This is a genomic window from Serratia marcescens, from assembly GCF_001902635.1.
Lineage (GTDB): Bacteria > Pseudomonadota > Gammaproteobacteria > Enterobacterales > Enterobacteriaceae > Serratia > Serratia marcescens_F.
Map to the genome: position 1 here is coordinate 1 of NZ_MJAO01000030.1, position 18,677 is coordinate 18,677.

The 18,677-nt window shown below is 60.8% G+C and carries 9 protein-coding genes and 1 rRNA gene; 5 read left to right on the forward strand and 5 right to left on the reverse strand.

Features of this window, described 5'->3' with window-relative positions; all coding sequences use genetic code 11:
- The first annotated feature begins 44 nt into the window (after positions 1-44).
- Positions 45-160, forward strand: a 5S ribosomal RNA gene (rrf, locus tag BHU62_RS21760).
- A gap of 195 nt (positions 161-355) precedes the next feature.
- Here rrf and actP read toward each other — a convergent pair.
- From actP to acs, 3 genes are all read right to left on the reverse strand, one after another.
- Positions 356-2,008 carry a cation/acetate symporter ActP gene (actP, locus tag BHU62_RS21765; protein ID WP_073534520.1) on the reverse strand — a complete coding sequence of 551 codons (1,653 nt, stop codon included), beginning with the start codon at positions 2,006-2,008 and terminating at the stop codon, positions 356-358.
- Positions 2,005-2,316 (reverse strand): DUF485 domain-containing protein, encoded by a 312-nt coding sequence (locus tag BHU62_RS21770; RefSeq protein WP_073534521.1) that lies wholly within the window; start codon positions 2,314-2,316, stop codon positions 2,005-2,007. Before BHU62_RS21770 ends, actP begins: the two co-directional genes overlap by 4 nt.
- A gap of 90 nt (positions 2,317-2,406) precedes the next feature.
- Positions 2,407-4,365 (reverse strand): acetate--CoA ligase, encoded by a 1,959-nt coding sequence (acs, locus tag BHU62_RS21775; protein WP_073534522.1) that lies wholly within the window; start codon positions 4,363-4,365, stop codon positions 2,407-2,409.
- 902 nt (positions 4,366-5,267) lie between these two features.
- Between acs and gltP the strand changes: the two genes are divergently transcribed.
- Together gltP and BHU62_RS21785 are read left to right on the forward strand one after the other, a co-directional pair.
- A complete protein-coding gene (gltP, locus tag BHU62_RS21780; RefSeq protein ID WP_073534523.1) occupies positions 5,268-6,584 on the forward strand; it encodes a glutamate/aspartate:proton symporter GltP in 1,317 nt (438 codons plus the stop codon).
- 276 nt (positions 6,585-6,860) lie between these two features.
- Entirely contained in the window at positions 6,861-8,204 is a 1,344-nt protein-coding gene (locus BHU62_RS21785) for a condensation domain-containing protein (protein WP_073534524.1), read from the forward strand.
- 41 nt (positions 8,205-8,245) lie between these two features.
- On the opposite strand, the gene BHU62_RS21790 is transcribed toward BHU62_RS21785, so the two are convergent.
- Together BHU62_RS21790 and BHU62_RS21795 are read right to left on the reverse strand one after the other, a co-directional pair.
- Positions 8,246-11,341 (reverse strand): amino acid adenylation domain-containing protein, encoded by a 3,096-nt coding sequence (locus BHU62_RS21790; protein WP_073534525.1) that lies wholly within the window; start codon positions 11,339-11,341, stop codon positions 8,246-8,248.
- A gap of 64 nt (positions 11,342-11,405) precedes the next feature.
- Positions 11,406-13,016 (reverse strand): condensation domain-containing protein, encoded by a 1,611-nt coding sequence (locus tag BHU62_RS21795; protein WP_073534526.1) that lies wholly within the window; start codon positions 13,014-13,016, stop codon positions 11,406-11,408.
- A gap of 535 nt (positions 13,017-13,551) precedes the next feature.
- Between BHU62_RS21795 and BHU62_RS21800 the strand changes: the two genes are divergently transcribed.
- Together BHU62_RS21800 and BHU62_RS21805 are read left to right on the forward strand one after the other, a co-directional pair.
- On the forward strand, positions 13,552-15,648 hold the full coding sequence (locus BHU62_RS21800) for a TonB-dependent receptor (RefSeq protein WP_073534527.1): 2,097 nt from the start codon (positions 13,552-13,554) through the stop codon (positions 15,646-15,648).
- A gap of 79 nt (positions 15,649-15,727) precedes the next feature.
- A complete protein-coding gene (locus BHU62_RS21805; protein WP_073534528.1) occupies positions 15,728-18,649 on the forward strand; it encodes a condensation domain-containing protein in 2,922 nt (973 codons plus the stop codon).
- Positions 18,650-18,677 lie beyond the last annotated feature (28 nt).

An 18,677-nucleotide genomic window follows, 5' to 3' on the forward strand; every position in this document is an offset into this window, starting at 1 on the left:
AATGGCGACACGAGAGTGAAGCGGTTGGAATGAAACAGAATTTGCCTGGCGGCAATAGCGCGGTGGTCCCACCTGACCCCATGCCGAACTCAGAAGTGAAACGCCGTAGCGCCGATGGTAGTGTGGGGTCTCCCCATGCGAGAGTAGGACACTGCCAGGCATCAAATAAAGCCGAAAGCCCTGAACTGACGTTCAGGGCTTTTTGCTATGCGTAAAATGGAAAATCCGCGTTGTAACCCGCTTCATCTTTCATCTCACCACTCTTCCCTCCTTCTGATGCCAGAGAGACAGCCAGAGAAAAGGCCCCGAAGGGCCTTTGATTAGGGTGTGTTTGCTTTTTTCACTTATTATTCGGTTAATGCGAGCTGCCCTGAGAGATGCCCAGCCCGGTTTGCGAACGCACAAACTGGGCCCGGAAGCGTTCCCGCTCCTGCTGGCCGGCCAGCGAACCATCGGTAATCGAGAACAGCCAGGTGCCCACAAAGGCCACAATCATCGAGAACAGCGCAGGGTATTCATAAGGGTAAATCGGTTTTTCATGGCCGAGGATTTGCACCCAGATCGTCGGGCCGAGGATCATCAGAATCACCGCAGTCAGCAAGCCCAGCCAGCCGCCGATCATCGCGCCGCGGGTGGTCAAACGCGACCAGTACATCGACAGGATGATGATCGGGAAGTTACAGCTGGCGGCGATGGAGAACGCCAATCCGACCATAAAGGCGATGTTCTGCTTCTCGAACAAAATCCCCAGCGCGATGGCGACCAGGCCCAGCACGATGACGGTGATCTTGGAGACCTTCAGCTCATCGCGCTCGGTCGCCTTGCCGTTTTTAATCACGCTGGCGTACAGGTCGTGGGAAACGGCGGAGGCGCCGGCCAGCGTCAGGCCTGCGACGACCGCCAGAATGGTAGCGAAGGCCACCGCCGAGATAAAGCCGAGGAAGAAGTTGCCGCCAACGGCATTGGCCAGATGCACCGCCGCCATGTTGGTGCCGCCCAGCAGCGCGCCGGTGGCGTCTTTGAACGCCGGATTGGCGCTGACCAACAAAATGGCGCCGAAGCCGATAATAAAGGTCAGAATATAGAAGTAACCGATAAAACCGGTGGCGTAAAACACGCTCTTGCGCGCTTCCTTGGCGTCACTCACGGTGAAGAAACGCATCAGGATGTGCGGCAACCCGGCGGTGCCGAACATCAACGCCAGGCCGAGCGACAGCGCGGAAATCGGATCGGAGACCAAGCCGCCGGGGCTCATGATGGCGATGCCTTTCGGATGCACCTTCACCGCTTCGGCGAACAGGGTATTGAAATCAAAGTTGACCGACTTCATCACCATCAGCGCCATAAAGCTGGCGCCGGCCAGCAGCAGCACCGCCTTGATGATTTGCACCCAGGTGGTGGCCAGCATGCCGCCGAACAGTACATACAGCACCATCAGGATGCCGACCAGGATCACCGCCACATGGTAGTTGAGCCCGAACAGCAGCTGGATCAGCTTGCCGGCGCCGACCATCTGCGCGATCAAATACAGCGCCACCACCACCAAAGAGCCGCAGGCCGACAGGGTGCGGATCGGTTTTTGCTGCAGGCGGTAAGAGGCGACATCGGCGAAGGTATAGCGGCCGAGGTTGCGCAGGCGTTCCGCGATCAGAAACAGAATGATCGGCCAGCCGATCAGGAAGCCGATGGAGTAGATCAGGCCATCATAGCCCGAGGTATAGACCAGCGCGGAGATGCCGAGGAACGAGGCGGCGGACATGAAGTCGCCGGCGATCGCCAACCCGTTTTGCAGACCGGTGATGCGCCCGCCCGCGGTGTAGTAATCCTGACGGGAGCGGGTGCGTTTGGCCGCCCAGTAGGTAATGTACAGCGTGGCGCCGACAAACAAGACAAACATCACGATTGCCTGGATGTTCAGCGGCTGACGATGCACTTCGCCGCCGATGGCGTCGGCACAGGCCAGGCCCGGCAGCAACAGCAGCGCGGCGGCAGAGAATAAGCGCTTCATTGTTTCACCTCACGCAGAATCTCTGCAGTGAGGCGATCGAACTCGCCGTTGGCGCGGAACACGTAGATCCCGGTCAACACGAAGGAGATCACGATCAGCCCGATACCGACCGGGATCCCGCGGGTAATGGTCGATCCGGCGGCGATCGGCGTGCCGAGCCATTGTGGATCGAAGGCGATCAACAGAATAAAGCCGACGTACAGCGCCAGCGTAATCAGCGAAAGCAGCCAGGCGAACCGGCCGCGTTTTCTCACCAGCTCTTTAAAGCGCGGGTTTTCTTCAATCCCTTGATAAATGGTGTCATTCATCAGAGTGTCTCCAGTAGGTATTGATAGAGCACGCCGCGCAGGGCCGCTCAGCGGAGGATAATCCGGATGAACGGCCTGAGGCGGCGTAAATTATGACGGCACTTTCATTGATTGTTTTTCTTCCAACAGCTTGTCGACTACGGCCGGATCCGCCAGCGTGGAGGTATCCCCCAGGTTGCTGGTGTCGCCGGCGGCAATTTTGCGCAGGATACGCCGCATGATCTTGCCGGAGCGCGTCTTGGGCAGCGAATCTGTCCAGTGCAGCACGTCAGGTGTGGCGATCGGCCCTATCTCTTTGCGCACCCAGTTGCGCACTTCGGTATAGAGCTCCGGCGTCGGTTCTTCGCCGTGGTTCAGCGTGATGTAGGCGTAGATCGCCTGGCCTTTGATGTTATGAGGAATGCCGACCACCGCCGCTTCGGCGATTTTCGGGTGCGATACCAGCGCGGACTCGATCTCGGCGGTACCCAGACGGTGGCCGGAGACGTTCAGCACGTCATCGACGCGGCCAGTGATCCAGTAGTAGCCGTCCTCGTCGCGGCGAGCGCCGTCGCCGCTGAAGTACATGCCTTTAAAGGTCGAGAAGTAGGTTTGCTCAAAGCGTTCATGGTCGCCGAACAGGGTGCGTGCCTGGCCTGGCCAGGAATCGACGATCACCAGGTTGCCTTCGCAGGCGCCTTCCTGCGGCGTGCCGACGTTATCGACCAACGCTGGCTGCACGCCGAAGAAAGGCCGCGTGGCGGAACCGGCCTTCAGCTCGGTGGCACCCGGCAGCGGGGTGATCATGAAACCGCCGGTTTCGGTTTGCCACCAGGTGTCGACGATCGGGCACTTGGCGTTACCGATCTTGTTGTAGTACCACTCCCAGGCTTCCGGGTTGATCGGCTCGCCGACCGAGCCCATGATGCGCAGCGAATCGCGTCGGGTGCCCTCGATCGCCTTGTCGCCTTCGGCCATCAAGGCGCGAATGGCGGTTGGTGCGGTATACAGAATATTGACCTGATGCTTGTCGACGACCTGCGACAGGCGGTTGACGCCCGGGTAGTTAGGCACGCCTTCGAACATTAGGGTGATGGCGCCGCAGGCCAGCGGGCCGTACAGCAGGTAGCTGTGGCCGGTGACCCAGCCTACGTCGGCGGTGCACCAGTAAACGTCGCCGTCATGATAGTCGAACACATACTTAAAGGTCATCGCGGCGTACACCAGGTAGCCGCCGGTAGTGTGCAATACGCCTTTCGGCTTGCCGGTCGAACCGGAGGTGTACAGGATAAACAGCGGATCTTCGGCGTTCACTTCTGCCGGCGGGCAGTCGGCGGAAACGCCCTGGGTCAGTTCATGCCACCACAAATCGCGGCCTTCCTGCCAATAGCCCGGTTTGCCGGTGCGTTGGAACACCACCACGTTGGCGACGCTGACCACGCCGGGATTTTTCAGCGCATCGTCGACATTCTTTTTCAACGGCACGGCACGGCCGGCGCGCAGCCCTTCATCGGCGGTGATCACCAGCTTGGCGTTGGAGTCGATAATGCGTCCGGCGACAGCTTCCGGCGAGAAGCCGCCGAAGATCACCGAATGTACGGCGCCAATGCGCGCGCAGGCCAGCATGGCGACCGCCGCTTCCGGCACCATCGGCATATAGATAGCCACCACGTCGCCTTTTTTCACGCCGAGCTTTTTCAGCACGTTGGCGAACTGGCACACATCATGGTGCAGCTGTTTATAGGTGACTTTCTTGGACTGGGCCGGGTCATCGCCTTCCCAAATAATGGCGGTCTGGTCACCGCGTTCAGCGAGATGGCGGTCCAGACAGTTGGCCGACAGGTTCAGCGTACCATCTTCGAACCAACGAATGCTGACGTGGCCCGGATCGAACGAGGTGTTTTTGACTTTGGTGTAGGGTTTGATCCAGTCCAGGATTTTGCCATGCTCACCCCAGAAGGCCTCTGGGTCTTGAACCGACTGTTGATAATATTGTTGGTATTGTGCCGGATTAATCAGGGCGCGTTCTGCAATTGCAGAAGGAATAGCGTGTTTATGCAGTTGGCTCATAGCTTTTCTCCTTGAAGTTGTTAATGATATGTCAACTGAAGGTTAAGTATAGTTTGCCCCGATTCTTTGTTTCTTTTTTGCGCGGCAGATCACGCAACAAAGATATTGATTTGTAATCGTTCTGTCGTATTTGCAGTACGTATCTATCTATTTGGCGTTAAAATCATCATAAACCCGCGTTTTTAACCAAAAACACCTATCTAAAGAACAAAAAAGAATAAACAAACCGGCAATGCTCTTTGCCTCGCTTAATACATATGAGCGAGGGTGTCGGCTATTTTTTGCTATAAATCTTTTTGGCTTATTTCTCGCTATTAATATTCGAAGTTGATATTAACGCGATATAGCGATAGACGGCGCGGCGTGAAATAACGTTTTATTAACGTTTCATTCCTGACGAAGGCTGGGTGATACGTGGTGGAATTTACGTGACGGCACCGGTCGATTTTTAAGCGAAATATAAAGTGAAGCTGCATTTATGACCGGAAATGTCATCTGATTAATTCTCAATATCGTGACTTTTAAGTAACAAAATATAAACATCCTTTGTGGACTAAATATGCAGAATGGACGAAAAATAACGCACTTTCATTGTATTCAAAAAATCTTCACCGGCGTGGTTATGTGCTTCATTACGTGAAAAATTATGTTTTTAATAACAAGCAATTATGTCATTTGAAATAGTAACGCGAAATTTTTGTGATTCGATTCAGCGCTCAGGCCTGACAAATCAAGGCTTGCAGAGCATGCCGCCCGGATGGTAAAGATTTATACTGTGCCGCACTCAAGGGCAGGTGGGCGCTTCCATTGAATTAACATAAGCCTGTATTAAATGATTAATTATTCTTTTCGCTGTGTTGCGATTTTGCACGGCGAAAAGCGTCTTTGAGGACTTTTTGGGTATGAAAAGTGTAAAAATTAGCCTGGCTTGGCAAATCCTGATAGCGTTGATACTGGGTATTATTGTTGGCGCGGTATTGCACAACCAGACAGAATCTCGTGAATGGTTGGTCAGTAATGTTCTCAGCCCGGCGGGCGACATCTTTATTCGTCTGATTAAGATGATTGTGGTGCCGATTGTTATTTCCACGCTGGTCGTCGGCATTGCCGGCGTGGGCGATGCGAAAAAGCTGGGCCGCATTGGATTGAAAACCATTATTTACTTCGAAGTGATCACTACCGTTGCCATCGTCGTGGGGCTGACGTTGGCCAACGTATTTCAGCCCGGCCACGGCATCGATATGTCGACGCTGACCATGGTGGACATTTCGCAGTATGAAAAAACCACCGAACAGGTGCAAAGCGGTTCGCACAGTCTGGTGGCGACCATTCTGTCGCTGATCCCGTCGAACGTCTTCTCGTCGATGGCCAAGGGTGACATGCTGCCGATCATTTTCTTCTCAGTGCTGTTCGGTCTGGGGCTGTCGTCGTTGCCGAAAGAGACCAAGGAGCCGCTGCTGAAGGTGTTCAAGGCGGTGTCCGAGAGCATGTTCAAGGTGACCCACATGATCATGCGCTATGCGCCGATCGGGGTGTTTGGCCTGATCGCGGTCACGGTGGCCAACTTCGGTTTCGCCTCATTGCTGCCGTTGGCCAAGCTGGTGGTGCTGGTGTACTTCGCCATCGCGTTCTTCGCCCTGGTGGTGTTGGGTGCGGTCGCCCGGCTGTGCAACCTGCGCATCTGGACGCTGATTCGCATCCTGAAAGACGAACTGATCCTGGCCTATTCCACCGCCAGCTCGGAAACGGTGCTGCCGCGCATCATTGAGAAGATGGAAGCCTACGGCGCGCCCAAGTCGATCACCAGCTTCGTGGTACCGACCGGTTACTCCTTTAACCTGGACGGCTCGACGCTGTATCAGAGCATCGCCGCTATCTTTATCGCCCAGCTTTACGGCATCGAACTGTCGCTGGGGCAGGAGATCGTGTTGGTGCTGACCCTGATGGTCACCTCGAAAGGGATCGCCGGCGTGCCGGGCGTCTCGTTCGTGGTACTGCTGGCTACGCTGGGCAGCGTCGGCATTCCGCTGGAAGGCCTGGCGTTCATCGCCGGCGTGGATCGTATCCTGGATATGGCGCGCACCGCGCTGAACGTGGTGGGCAACGCGCTGGCGGTGCTGGTGATCGCCAAGTGGGAACATCAGTTCGACCGCAAGAAAGCGCTGGCTTATGAAACGGAGTTTCTGGCGCAGAAGGTGAAGCCGGCCAATCAGGCTTAATTCCCTTTACCCAGATGCCCCACGCCCCGGAAAGTGACGTCCGGGGCGTTTTATTTTGGGGTTTCTCCCCGCCCGCCATTTTCTTTTCTCTGCCCCAACGACGCGACTTGCATCCCCGCTTCACAAAATCTAAAGTGTTACCAAATTAATGAAAATGATAATGGGTGTTATTATTATTTTCATTTATTGAAGATGTATGGATACACGCAAAAGCCGTTGAACGGCGGCAGCTCGCCCGTTCGGCGCTTTTATTCGGGCTTATCAAAGGTAGGTAACATGTCGGACACCGCTTTGGCCTCTGAATGGTTGCCGCTGGCGCCAGCGCAGCTTGATTTCTGGGAAGAATACACCTTGCACCCCGGGCACGCCTTGTCCACTGTCGCGCACTGCACCGAACTGTGCGGCGCGGTGGAGGAAGCGGCGCTGTGCCGGGCGATTGCCGTCACCCTCGCCGAGACGCAGGCATTCGCCCTGCGTTTTGGCGAACGGTGTGGCGACCATCCGCCGCCGTTACGGCACGATCCGCTGTGCACCCCGCCATTACAACGCATCGATCTGCAAACGCATCGCGACCCCTGGCAGGCGGCACAGAGCCTGATGCACGATGACATCGCGCAGCATCGGGTGCTGCACTGCGAACCGCTAGCCGCGGCCTGGTTGCTCAAGCTGGGGCCGGAGCGCTACCTCTGGTACGTACGTGCGCACCATATTCTGATCGACGGATTCGGTATGGCGCTGATTGAACACCGCTGCGCGGCGTTATATGCGCACTACCTCGGCCAGAGAAGCGATAACGTTCCCTTGGGTGCTTTTGCCGCCTTTCAGCAGGCTGAGCTGGCTTACGCCGGCTCCGAACGCTGTGAGCGCGACCGGCGCTTTTGGCAGGCCTATCTGCCGCCGTCGCAGGCGCTGCCGACGGTGCGCAAGGGCGGTGAGGCCTATGGCGTGCGGCGTCTGAGCACCCACCACCGGCTGCCGACGGAAGTGTCGCACCGTCTGGCGCAGCTCGCGGATCGCAGCGGCATCAATTGGCCCGACTTGCTGGTGGCGTTGTCGGCGGCCTGGCTGTTTCAGGTGATGCCGCACCACGCCCGGCAGGGCGATGCGTTGCCGATGTGGATACCGGCGATGAATCGCCGCGGGCAGGCCGCCACCAACGTCCCTTCGCTGGCGGTCAATACCCTGCCGCTGCTGGTGCCGCCGCCTCAGGCGGAGACGCTGGGGGGCTTTCTGACGACGATGACGCGGCAGCTGCGTGAGTTGCGCAGCCACGCCGGCTATCGTCTGCGCCAGCTGGCCGCCGATCGCGGCGTGGAGCCAGACTCGCGCTTCTTTATCTCCCCCTTTATCAACGTACAGCCCTTCGATCCCCCCCGTTTTTCCGGCTGTAGCGGCACCCGCCGCGTATTGGCCGGCGGTTCGGGCGACGGTTTTAACCTGACTTATCGCGGCCGCACCGACGCCCGCGATCTGCAGGTGGATATCGATATCTATCTGGAGCAGTTTCCGGCGGAGGATGCGTTGGATTACGGCGAAGCGCTACAAGAGTTCTTGCTGCGCGCGCTGCAACGGGAAGCGTGGGATCAACCGCTGGCGGCCCTGACGGCGCTGCCCGCCTGATAAAACGCGGGCGGGGTATGTCCCGCCCGCGCTGTATTGCTTCAGCTTGCCAGCAACGCCGCGACTTCGCGTGCGTTCTTGCAGGGTAAGAGCGAACTGCTCACCAGCCGGGTGCCGAAAGCGTCATTGAGACGTTCCGCCACCCGTTTGATATGCGGCAGTTTCAGCCCCATGGCGATAAACGCCGTCTCTTCTCCCCATTCCGGGCGTGGTGTCACGCCGATCGCCTGCCAGTAAATCGTCAGGATCTCGCCGCTGCGCGCCAGCGGCGCGTTCGGCGGCGGGGCCGCACAGGCGTTCAGCGCCGGTGCGGTTTGCTGGTGGCTCAGGTCGGCGCGGATGCGATGGCGATCGGTTTTGCCGTTGGCGGACAGCGGCAACGCCACGTCGTGAATAAAGCGAGTGGGAATATGGGTGCAGGGCAGATAGCCGGTGGCGAAAGCGCGGATCTCGGACAGCGGCAGCGGTTTGCCGTCGCGGGTCAGATACAGGGCGCCGAGTGCCGCTTCGCCGTTCTCTCCGCTGGGGTAATCCACCACCACCATATCCTGGATCGCCGGATGGCGGCACAGCACGTCTTCGATTTCCGGCAGTGAGACGCGAACGCCGCGGATTTTCACATAGCCGTTCACCCGGGTGGCGAACATGATGTTGCCGTCCGCGCGATAGTAGCCCTGATCGCCGGTGCGGAAAGCGCGCAGCGGTTGCCCGTCCGGCCCTTCGAGGGTGACGAAATCATGCTGTTTTAGCTCACCCTGTTCCAGGTAGCCCAGCGCCAGGTTGACCCCGGCGGTATGAATGCGGCCGACCACGCCGGCCGGGCAGTGGCTGCCGTCGTCGTGGCAAATGAAGTAGCGGTTGGCCGGCAGCGGGCGGCCGTAAGGCACGGTGCCGCTCTCCTGCGGAGCGATCGGGTGCCAGATGCTCCAGATGGTGGTTTCGGTCGGCCCGCCGAGCGAGAACAGCGCGAGATCCGGGCGCAGGGTGCGCAGGGTTTGCACCGTTGCCGGTTTGATGTAGTCGCCGCCTTGCGCCACCAGGCGTAATGAACGCAGGCTGTCAGCCGTTCTACAGGTGAGCAGCATCTCCAGAATGGCGGGCACCGAGCACCACAGGCTGACCCGATGCTTTTCCACCAGTTGGTTCCAGCTGATGGCGTCTTTTTCCTGATGCGGCGCCGGCAGCACCAGCGTGGCGCCGGCGCACAGCGAACCAAACAGATCGAACATCGACATGTCGTGGTGCGGCGGCGTCACGGAAATGAAGACGTCGTCGGCGGTGACCGCCCAGCGTTGTTGGGTCTGGTGGATGACGTTGGCGGTGGCACGGTTGTTGAGCACCACGCATTTGGGCTTACCGGTGGTGCCAGAGGTGTACAGGTAGTAGCTCGCGGCCTGGCTGGCGCTGCGTTCCGCCAATGTCTGTTCATCCGGCAGCATGGGCGCGCGATCCGTCGGTGCCAGCAGGGCAGCCGGCGTCACGCCAATTGGCGTCTCCAGATCGCCGCCGTGCACCACCAGCGTTGGTCGGCAGTTTTCCAGCAGGTAGGCGGTGCGTTCCGGCGGCGAGTTGATATCGATAGGCACCCAGATCACGCCCAGCAGGGCGCAGGCGAGGCTAAATATGATCTGTTCCGGGCTGCGTGGCAGGTACAGCGCCACCACGTTGCCCGGTTGCACGCCGTGGCGCTGCAGGTTGGCGATCGCCGTGGCGATCCGCTGGCCCAGCTCGCGGTAGGTCAGCGTTTGCTCGCCGCAGATCAGCGCGTTGCCGCCGTTTTGCGCGCCGAACAGCCGCTCGGCCAGCTGTGCCAGATAAGGATAGGCAACGTAACTCGCTTCGCTGTCGTTGTGGCGGTAATGGGCCAGATCGATGAAGTCTCGTGGGGTAATCGCCAGATCGTCGCGTTGGCAACTGTGCAGGATGCGGCGCTGCAACGCCGCCAGCATGGCTTCTACCTGCTCGCCGTGCAGCGCCTGCTCGGCGTAGTCCACGCACAGCTGCAGGTTCTTTTCGCTGTCCAGCGTCAGGCGAATATCAATGGCGACCTGTGGCGTTTGGGTCAGGCCGTCGTGGAAGCGTACCGGTGCCTGGGCCGGCAGCGTCTCCCAGCCCAGGCAGTTGGTGAGGATCACCGGCAGCGCCGGGCCGCCCTGGCTTTGGCCGAGCAACTGCCGCGCCAGATCGACGCCGGAAAACGTCAGGTGGTCGAGCGCGCCGAGCACGTCGTCCTGCAGGGTTTGCGCGCGCTGAATAAAGTCTTCGCCGTGGCGGGAATAGCGCACCGCCACGAAGCTGGAGGCGTTGCCCAGGGTGCCGTCGGCGGCGGGGAACGCCACCGGCACCCCGACGCACAGCTCGCCGTCGGTGGTCCAGTGGGCCAGCGTATCGAGGATCAGCGCCGAGAGCAGGCTGTTGCGCAGCAGCGCATGCGGCGATCCCAGGCGGCCGAGTTGTTTTACCGTGTCGTGCGGCAGCGTCAGGGTGGCGCGGCGATAGCGCGATGAGGTGAGATGGGCGAGCGGGGCGCGCCACGGCAACGCCGACGGGGTGGTGACATCCTGCAGCTTGTCGCGCCAGTAGGCCGCGTCGGCCTGGCGCTGCGCCGCCGGTGCGGCGGGGGGCGGCAGCGCGGCGGCGGTCGGCGCCAGAGGGCGATCGTCGAACAGGCGCGCGATCACGCTGGAGATCCCTTGGCCGTCGAGGATCAACGCATCGAAGCTGGTAAAGATCAGCGTATCGTACGGCGATCCCGTCGGATCCTGCTGTTCGGCCCGTAGGATCACGGCGATGCGCCACAACGGTTGGCTCGGATTGTGGCGCTGGTGGGAGTAACGCTCGCGCAGCTGTTCAACCTGGCGCTGCGCCGCTTCGCCATCAAGGGCGCGCAAGTCGTGGCGATCCAGATGCAGCATGGCTTCCGGGCGCACGTGCTGCGTGCCGCGCTGCACATCGATGCAGGTACGCAATGCCGGGTAGTGCTGTACCAGCTCGGTCAGGCGCGCTTCAAGGCGCGGTACATCCAGCTGCCGGGCGCGGTATTCGCGAAAATCGTGCATCGCCACGCCGCCGAGCGGCCATCGATCGCTGCGGCCCAGAAGATAGGCCTGCTGCAGTGCGGTTAATGCTGTCTCCATGGTACTTCCCTATAGTCGCTAACCGATTAAAACGAGCCGGGCGCCACGCGCCCGGAAACCGATCTCAGTGCTGCGGCGCCAGCGCGGCGAGCAGCGTTTTCGCATGCCGCGCCGCTTCGGGCGAGCGTTGGCAAATCAGTGCCGCCAGCGCCGCCGGGGAGGGATGCGTCGCCAGATCCTGCGCCGTCAGCGCCGCAGCCAGATACTTGTTGAGCACCTTCAGCAGCGCGTTGATCCCGGCATCCGGCAAGGCCAAGCGGTGGATATCGTCGTGGTCGCGCAAGCCGGCCTCGGGGGCCACCCGCGCCAGCAGCCGATGCAGCACCTGGCGCACCGGTGCCTGCTGCGCCAGCGCGTCGGGTGTGCATTGCGCCAGCAGCTGTGCCAGCGGGCGCTCGAACGCCCCCGCTTGCCGCGCGGCCAGGTGCAGCAGCGCCCGGTAACAGGCCAGCAGGCGTGGCAGCACCTGCTCGGGGAACGCGTCCAGCCGCACGTCCCAGTTGATCAGAATGCCGTCGTCGACGTGGGCGACCTGCGCATCCAGCGCCACCTGTGGCCCCTGAGAGATCACCCAGCCGAGATGGCCAAAGGTGTCGGTGACCCGTTCGGAAAACAGCGTTTTACCGCGGATGCCGAAACCGGCGGTAAACACCACCGGCGAAGGCTGCAGGCCGCCGTGCAGGCGCGACAGATCGCGCATCACGCTGACGCCGGGATAATCCGCATGCTTGATCAGCTCCGCCAGCTGCGTCATCAGGCGCCGGCAGAAGGCGCTCAGATTTTCCGTCGGGTTCAGTACCACGCCGAGCAGCACCAGGTTAGAGAAGTCGCCGATGAGGCGATGTGCGTCCTCCCGTTCGCTCTCGCGGTGGAACAGCGGCACGTTGAGCCGGAAGCGCGTCATGTTCCAACCCTGGCCGACGGCCAGCGCGAACAGCGCTAAAAACAGCGTCGAGAGCGAGGTGCGGTGCCGTTTGGCGACGGCTTCCAACGCGCGGGTTTCTTCCGCGCTCAGCTGTACGGCCAGGCGATCGCTGCGGCAGCGGTCTGGTGTGCGCAGCAGGCGCGGCGCCGGCGGTACCTGCGCCAGGCGTTCACGCCACCAACGTTGGCTGCGTTCGCGCCGCTGGCGCAGCGCGTCGTCGGCATCGCGTTGTGCGAGGTGATCGAAGTAGGCCGGCGGCGCGTCATGAGAAGGGGCCGGTGGGCACTGGTGATAAAACGCCGCCAGATCCTCCATCAACAGGCGAAAGCTCATGGCATCGCCGGCGATCATGTCGAGATCGACATGCAAACGGCTGCGCCCCGCCGGCAGCAGGCTCAGGCTGATGTCGCAGGGAATGCCCTGTTCCAGCGGCAGCAATTGGGTGCTTTTCGCCTGGCGTTTGGCGGCGAGCGAGGCCGACAACGTCGCTTCGTCGGCGTGGCGCCAGTCGTCGAGATGCAGCGTATGCCGGGGGCCGGGGGGAACAATCGTCTGGCGGCCATCGTCGGTGATGCGCAGGCGCAACAGCGGATGACGCAGGTACAACGCATCGACGGCCTGGCGCAGGCGAGCGACGTCCAGTTCGCCGCCGTCGAACTCCGCATACAGGTGAGCGGCCATGCCACCCAGAGGGGGAGCGGAGTGTCGGCCTACCCAGTAGGCGGCCTGCATCGTGGTCAAAGCTTTCATCGGGTATCCATTTTGATTCAGCCAACGAGACTGCAAGAATATATCTAAATGTTAATAGGAATGAAAATTATTATTATTTGATTCATTTGGATGAGGAATGCTATCTATAAGGGGTTTTAGCGGTGGCGTGCTGAGACTGCATCAGATGAAAATAATTTATTTATATTATTCTTAGCATTGTAATGATTGCTTGTTATTGCAGCGCTTGTTTTACCTACGGAAGTATAAGGTTTTCTGGCAGTTGTTATGGTCGGTACTACGCCTTTATTGATAATGATTTGCATTAAAAAATGCAAAATATTATCATTCTTAACATTATTTTACGTTTTTAAACAAGCCGCCGGCCACTCCGCCGGCGGCTTGATCGTGGATGGGGCCGCGCCCGTCCGGCCGCGAAAGGCATGGGTTTGCCGCAGGGATAAGCAACACAAAGGTCGGGAAGGCCGTAGCGTCATGGTCTGTGTGAGTGTCGATGTAGGTTGTGTAAAAAAAAATCAAATTTTGTGCACCTCTGGGATGAAAGGAGAAGACATCTATGGGCAAGCATTTTGCGGCTCAACGGCATGAAAGCGTAGGAAACGGGGAAAAGACGGGGTTGAAAGCCATTGGGGCGTTTTCCTCCGTATTTTTAGGGGTTTGTTCACTGGCGATCGGTAACGTCAACGCGGCGGAAACCAAGAGCAACGAAACCTACCAGGACGCGGAAACGCTGCTGGTCACCGGTGAGAAGATCAAACGTTCCATTTTCGACACCGGCTCCAGCGTGCAGGTGTTCGACAGCAACCGCATCGCCTCGATGCCCGACGCAGTGCAGATCCCCGATCTGCTGCGCATGACCCCCAACGTGGTGGATCTGGGCATCGGCAACGAACTGCCAACCGTGCGCGGCATCGACGGTTCCGGCCCGAACGTCGGCGCCAACGCCTTCCTCAGCGGCACCCGCCCGCGCCTCAATCTGTCATTGGACGGCCGTTCGCTGACCTATAACGAACAGGCGTTCGGCCCGCAGTCGCTGTGGGATCTGGATCGCGTCGAAGTATTCCTCGGCCCGCAAAGCTATATTCAGGGGCGTAACGCCATCGCCGGCGCCATCGTCATGGCCAGTAAAGACCCAACCTTCGAATGGGAAAGCGCCTTCAAGGGCGGGGCCGGCAATCAGCACTCTTCACAGTTGGCGGCCATGGCGTCCGGCCCGCTGGTGGAAGATCAGCTGGCATTCCGCGTCAGCGTCGATCGTCAGCGCCGCCGCAGCGAGGCCGATCTGCCGTCGTATGCGCCGGTGGGCGATCCGCGTGAAGTGGAAGCCACCACCGCCCGCGCCAAGCTGTTGTTCAACCCGGCCGGCCTGCGCGATCTGACCAGCAAGCTGACTTTTACCCACTTCGGCAGCACCGCGCCACAGAACGAAAGCCTTAATCCGCAGCCGCATCCCATCAAGCCGAACTACGAGTCGCGCCGGCCGATATTCAAAAGCAACATGAACAGCACCATCTGGGATTTGGCCTGGGAGGAGTCCGACGCGCTGACGTTGGAAAACCGCGTTATTTACACCGATTTCAACATCAACCGCCCGACGGCCTATAACATGCCTTATGCCGCCGATATCCAGGGCCAGGAGGTGCATGTGGAGCCGGTGGTGCGCTTCGGCGGGGCGGACAGCCGCCTGCACGGGCTGGCGGGGCTGCGTTATTTCCACGGCACGCAGGACGAGTTCGTCAACATCTTCGGCGGTTCGCGCTTCAAGGATAAAACCGATACCCATTCGGCGTTCGCCGAGCTGACCTATGCGCTGACGCCGCAGGTGGATGTGACCGCCGCCAGTCGCCTGGAACGCGAACACCGCCGCCGCGATGGTGGGAGCCAGTCGGTACGCATCGACTTCGACGAAACCTACACCGTGTTCCTGCCGAAGCTGGACGTGGCCTGGAAGCCGACGGATACCCAAACCTACGGCGCCAAGATCGCGCGCGGCTATAACGCCGGCGGTGGCGGCATTACTTTCGGTTCGCCGGTGGTCAGCTACACCTACGGTTCCGAATACGTCTGGAACTATGAACTGTACACCCGTCATCACCTGAAAGACGCCAACGTGGTGCTGACGGGTAACATCTTCTACAACGATTACAAGGATATGCAGCTCCCTTACTCGCTGGGTGATAACTCCAGCGTGATCCGCAACGCCGACAAGGTGGAAACCTACGGTGCGGAAATCGGCGCCACCTGGCAGCCGCGCTGGGACTTCGAGCTGTTCGGCAACCTCGGCCTGCTGAAAACCGACATCAAGAAATTCTCGGGCAGCGGCGTGGAAGGGCACGAGTTGGCGCGTGCGCCGGCCTATACCGCGAACGTGGGCGCCAAATACCAGTTCCTGAAAGGATGGGAGCTGAGCAGCAACGTGGCGTTTACCGACTCCTACTACTCTGCTTACGACAATGATTCACGCGGGCGCGTCGGTTCCTATTGGACGACCAATGCCCAGCTGGCCTACACCTTCGCCTACGGCCGCGCCACGCTGTATGCGAAAAACCTGTTTGACTCCGACCGCCGCGAAATGATCAGAAATAACGACATTTACACGGCGAATATTCAGCCAGGTCGCTTGGTCGGCGCGGCGGTTGAGCTGAATTTCTAACGCTATCGCGATGACGGGGGACGGATGTCCCCCGTTTTTATGCGCTATCCCGGCACGGCCGGGCAAAGGAGATAACGCAGTGATCGGTGATTTTGACAGCATTCTGAGCGATGAAGAGGCCCAGCGGCTGGAGAGCGCGTTTCAGGCGCTGGGCGCGGAGTCGGCGAACGGCGAGCGGCCGGTGAGCGAAACCGAAGAGCGGGCATGGTTTGCCCATCTGCAACAGGGTGACGCGCGCGGGCAGCGGGCGCTGGCCTGGCGCCTGACGGGGGACGTGGATATCGCCCGCCTGACGGCGGCGCTGCAGGCGCTGGTACGGGAAACGCCGGGCGTGGACGTACGCTACGTTTTTGATGACGAAAAGGGTCTGGTTAAACGCACCGCCGGTTCGGCGCCGTTGCCGGTGAGCCTCCGTCAGGTGGCGGATGAACAACAAGCTATTCGCTGCCTGCTGCAGGCGCAGGCAGCGCCGTTTGCACTGGAAGACGAAGCGCCGCTGCGCTGCCTGCTGTTGCTCACGCCGGGCGGTGACCTGATTTTAGGCGCGGTATTGCATGACATCCTGGCGGAAACGTTGCCGTGGCGCCTCCTGCCGGTGATGCTGTCCGCTCGTTACAACGGGGAGGCGATGCCTCTGCCTCTGGACACTGTTTTTGCGGCGGAACCGGTCGAACGGCAGGAAAGCCAGGAGCCGCAGCTGCCCTGGGCGCGCCAGGCGGTAGCGTTGTTGGATTACCGCAGCCCGACGCAGTGCGCCGAAGCGCTGCCGCCGGTTGGCGCGCGCGTCGTCACGCGCATTGCGCGCACGTTGCTGCCCGCCAACGACTCGCCACAGGCCTTGCTGGCGGCGGTGGCGGCGCGTTTTGCCGAGTTCGTCGCCGCGCAGGCCGGCGGGCAAGCGGTGCAGCTGTGCGTACCGGTGGCGGACGCGGCGGAGCTCGTCGGCCTGGAGATCGGCCTGACGTCGGCGGCGCTGATGCGCCTGACCGTGCGGCATGGCGACGGCGATGCCGGGCAACGGCTGTTGGCGCAGACCGTGGCCGAGCAGCCGGACCCGCAGCAGGCGCAGCTGCTGGTAGCCTGGTGTGACGATCTGGCTGCGGACTGGCGGCTGGAGGGCGCTCACGCCGAACGCCTGTTACTGCCGCCGTTGCATACGCCGTTTGAACTGGCGCTGCTGTTGGGTTTGCCGGAAGCGGAAGCGCTGACGCTGGAGCTGGTCACCGACCCGCGTCTGTCTCCCCATGTGGCGCCTTTCCTGTTGGAACAGTTCAGCGCGTTCCTGGCCGGGCAGCGCATTGCCGTTGCATTGACGGTGACTGAGGCCGTGTCCCCGGCGATGACCGCGCCGGCGGTGTACGGCGACGCGGACGAAAGCGTTGCGCCGCTGATCTTGCAGGCGTTCCGCGAGGCGCTGGTGGCGCCGGAAATGACCTTGGATGAAGATTTCTTCGATCGCGGCGGCCATTCGCTGGTGGCCACCCGGGTGATTGGCCGGTTGCTGAGCCTGCATCAGATCGAAATCAACATCAACGATCTGTTCAGCCACCCGACGGCGCGCACGCTGGCGGGATACGCCAAACGCCTGAGCGTCGCCCTGCCGAATGCCACGATGGCCGCCGCCGACGATCACGATCGCGCGCAGGCGCCGCTGTCGCTGGCGCAGGAATCGCTGTGGAAGGTGTATGAAGCCTTCGGCCATGACGAGATCTTCAATCTGCCGTTCTCTCTGCGCTTCTTCGATGCGGTGGATGAAACGGCGTTGCGTCAGGCGTTTATCGACGTCATGACCCGTCATACCGTGCTGCGTTCGCGCTTCGTCGAGCGGCAGGGCGAGGTGGTGCAGGTGGTGGTACCGGCCGCCGAGCTGCCGGATTATCAGTGGTTCCGCTTCTCCCACGAGACGCCGGCGGGCAACGCCGCCGCCCTGTTGGCCGACGCCGGCCAGCACCGTTTCGATCTGGCCGCCGAGCTGCCGCTGCGCGTCACGCTACTGCGCGATGCGGACAACGGCCAGCAGTTGCTGTCGCTGTTGTTCCACCACGTGGTGCTGGATGAGTGGTCGCTCAACCTGATGATGGATGAGCTGGGCGTCGCCTACCGCCATCGCGTCGCCGGCCAGGCGCCACAGTGGAGCGGGCAGCCGCCGCAGTTCCACACTTTCGCCCGGCAGCAACGGGCCTCCGGGGTGCAGCAGCAACATTTGGACTACTGGCTCGACGCGCTGCGCGGCGCGCCGGTCGGGCAGCCTATCTTCCAACAAGAGCCGTCCACCCACCCGGCGGTGCCGGCACCGGCGGACGTCAACGGCGGCTGGCTGGAGTTCGAAGTTGATCCTGCCGTGGCGGAAGGCCTGTATCAACTCGCTCGCCGCAACAACGCGTCGCTGTTCAACGTGGTGTATGCCGGCATCACCTCGGCGCTGCGCCTGCTCGGCGGCCCGGCGGATCTGCTGGTGGGTACCTCGACCTCCGGCCGTAACAACGCCGAGTTCTTCGATACCGTCGGTTACTTCACCACCGTGGTGGTGCACCGCGTACGTTTCGACGAGGGGTTGACGGTGGCGGGGTTGGTCAGCCAGGTGAAAAACACCATCAACGGCTCGCTGCCGTACACCGATATTCCGATCGATCTGGTGGAAGAAGGGCTGTTCGGCGTGGACGCCGACCGCAAGAACCACATGTTCGAAGTGTTTATCCAGATCCACAGCCGCATCAAGCTGAACGGCGAGTTCCGTCTGCAGGACGGCAGCGCGATCGCCTACCGTCAGGTGGAACCGGAAAAAGCCGAGTCGCTGCTCGGCCTGCAGTTTGAGGTGATGGAAGACGATCTGGCCGGGGTGAAATCCCTGCGGGTGATGATGACCTACCGCCAGGATCACTACAGCAAGGAACAGGCCGATCTGATCGCCGGCGGCGTTCAGCACGTCTTCACCCAGTTTGCGCAGCCCATCGCTGGCGATATCGCTCTGGCGGCATTGCCGCCCGGGCCGCAGGCATGACGTTGTTTCACTCTAACCGAAAGCATGA